Here is a 2,500-nt window from a genome sequence, read left to right as displayed (position 1 = left end):
TTGCGCCGAAAATGTAACGGGGCTAAAGCCATGCACCGAAGCTGAGGATTCCCGCAAGGGAGTGGTAGCGGAGCGTTCCGTAAGCCTGTGAAGGGATACCTGTGAGGGGTCCTGGAGGTATCGGAAGTGCGAATGTTGACATGAGTAACGATAAAGGGAGTGAGAGACTCCCTCGCCGAAAGACCAAGGGTTCCTGCTTAAAGTTAATCTGAGCAGGGTTAGCCGGCCCCTAAGACGAGGCGGACACGCGTAGTCGATGGGAACCACGTTAATATTCGTGGGCCTGGTGGTAGTGACGGATCGCTTAACTTGTTCTGGTTTATTGGATTACCAGGGCGGGGACGCGGTTCCAGGAAATAGCTCCACCTTATAGACCGTACCCGAAACCGACACAGGTGGTCAGGTAGAGTATACCAAGGCGCTTGAGAGAACTATGCTGAAGGAACTCGGCAAATTGCACGCGTAACTTCGGAAGAAGCGTGACCCCTTTTGACGCAAGTCAGATGGGGTGGCACAGACCAGGGGGTAGCGACTGTTTATCAAAAACACAGGGCTCTGCGAAGTCGCAAGACGACGTATAGGGTCTGACGCCTGCCCGGTGCTGGAAGGTTAAGAGGAGAGGTGCAAGCTTTGAATCGAAGCCCCAGTAAACGGCGGCCGTAACTATAACGGTCCTAAGGTAGCGAAATTCCTTGTCGGGTAAGTTCCGACCTGCACGAATGGCGTAACGACTTCCCCGCTGTCTCCAGCATAGACTCAGTGAAATTGAATTCCCCGTGAAGATGCGGGGTTCCTGCGGTTAGACGGAAAGACCCCGTGCACCTTTACTATAGCTTTACACTGGCATTCGTGTCGGCATGTGTAGGATAGGTGGTAGGCTTTGAAGCTCGGACGCCAGTTTGAGTGGAGCCATCCTTGAAATACCACCCTTATCGTCATGGATGTCTAACCGCGGTCCGTTATCCGGATCCGGGACAGTGTATGGTGGGTAGTTTGACTGGGGCGGTCGCCTCCGAAAGAGTAACGGAGGCGCGCGATGGTGGGCTCAGAGCGGTCGGAAATCGCTCGTCGAGTGCAATGGCATAAGCCCGCCTGACTGCGAGACTGACAAGTCGAGCAGAGACGAAAGTCGGTCATAGTGATCCGGTGGTCCCGCGTGGAAGGGCCATCGCTCAACGGATAAAAGGTACGCCGGGGATAACAGGCTGATGACCCCCAAGAGTCCATATCGACGGGGTTGTTTGGCACCTCGATGTCGGCTCATCGCATCCTGGGGCTGGAGCAGGTCCCAAGGGTTTGGCTGTTCGCCAATTAAAGCGGTACGTGAGCTGGGTTCAGAACGTCGTGAGACAGTTCGGTCCCTATCTGCCGTGGGTGTAGGAATATTGACAGGATCTGTCCCTAGTACGAGAGGACCGGGATGGACATATCTCTGGTGGACCTGTTGTCGTGCCAACGGCATAGCAGGGTAGCTATATATGGAAGGGATAACCGCTGAAGGCATCTAAGCGGGAAACCCACCTGAAAACGAGTATTCCCTATCAGAGCCGTGGAAGACGACCACGTTGATAGGCCGGGTGTGGAAGCGCAGCAATGTGTGAAGCTTACCGGTACTAATAGCTCGATTGGCTTGATCGTTCTCATTGGTAATGCTCATCGAACTTTGTTCGATGATGCCATCTTCTTGTCCTGGCGCGCAAAAGCGCTCCGGACGGGCCGGCCAACAATGCCGACGCGCTTCAGCGCTGTGTGGCTGCCTTGCTCGACGTCGAGTTTGGCAGCGCTACAGAATGCCAGTTCGTCGCCAGGAGTTTGGCGCGCCGTCTGCAGCGTAGCGATCGAAGATCGCGGCAGCGCGAAGACAGAAGATCAAGACGTGTTTTAAAAGAAAACAGGCGAAGGCCTGCCAGCTTCTCAAATGTTGCGCTTCGCTGACCTGGTGGTTATTGCGGGGCGGCTGCACCCGTTCCCATTCCGAACACGGCCGTGAAACGCCCCTGCGCCAATGGTACTTCGTCTCAAGACGCGGGAGAGTAGGTCGCTGCCAGGTCTGCAAAACGCAACATGCCCATGCACTGGACATGACATGTCCAAAAAGCCGCAAGGGAAAAGGATCAAGACCGTCTTCTCGACACGAAAAGGGCCTCAAGCCCATAACGAGGCCGCATCCAACGCGGCCTTTTTGCTTTCTCGTCATCATGACGAAAAAAACCGTCAAACCAATCCGTTTGACAAACTCCGCAAGCCAAGCAGGCTTGCACATACGAACAGGCCAAAATCGGCCAGTTCTATCGGTGACGCGGGGTGGAGCAGCCCGTTCGGCCGGCAATCGATCCACTGGATCGATCGCAAAATCGGCCTCACCTCATCAGGCTTCGCCTGACTGCGCTCCCGGGCTGAAACAAAGTCCGTTCTCTTGGTGACGCGGGGTGGAGCAGCCCGGTAGCTCGTCAGGCTCATAACCTGAAGGCCGCAGGTTCAAATCCTGCCCCCGCAACCA

The 2,500-nt window shown here is 55.5% G+C and carries 1 protein-coding gene, 1 tRNA gene and 2 rRNA genes (1 of these 4 cut by a window edge); all 4 read left to right on the top strand.

Annotated features, from left to right (window positions below; translation table 11 throughout):
- Positions 1 to 1,638 (top strand): 23S ribosomal RNA (locus J5N58_RS25820) (it extends 1,159 nt beyond the left edge of the window).
- Between the two features lie 297 nt (positions 1,639 to 1,935).
- Positions 1,936 to 2,050: ribosomal RNA gene (rrf, locus tag J5N58_RS25815) — 5S ribosomal RNA — on the top strand.
- A gap of 36 nt (positions 2,051 to 2,086) precedes the next feature.
- Positions 2,087 to 2,383: a hypothetical protein gene (locus J5N58_RS25810; RefSeq protein WP_162748364.1), complete on the top strand. Its 297-nt coding sequence runs from the start codon at positions 2,087 to 2,089 to the stop codon at positions 2,381 to 2,383.
- A gap of 40 nt (positions 2,384 to 2,423) precedes the next feature.
- Positions 2,424 to 2,500: transfer RNA gene (locus J5N58_RS25805), tRNA-Met, on the top strand.

It is taken from the genome of Paenirhizobium cremeum (genome assembly GCF_022884085.1).
Taxonomy (GTDB): domain Bacteria; phylum Pseudomonadota; class Alphaproteobacteria; order Rhizobiales; family Rhizobiaceae; genus Allorhizobium; species Allorhizobium cremeum.
Note: the sequence above shows the minus strand (reverse complement) of the source record. Positions and strands in the feature narration are given on the sequence as shown.

Excerpts from the sequence above, each read along its gene's own strand:
- J5N58_RS25810 (WP_162748364.1), top strand. The coding sequence starts at position 2,087 with ATGTCCAAAAAGCCGCAAGGGAAAAGGATCAAGACCGTCTTCTCGACA.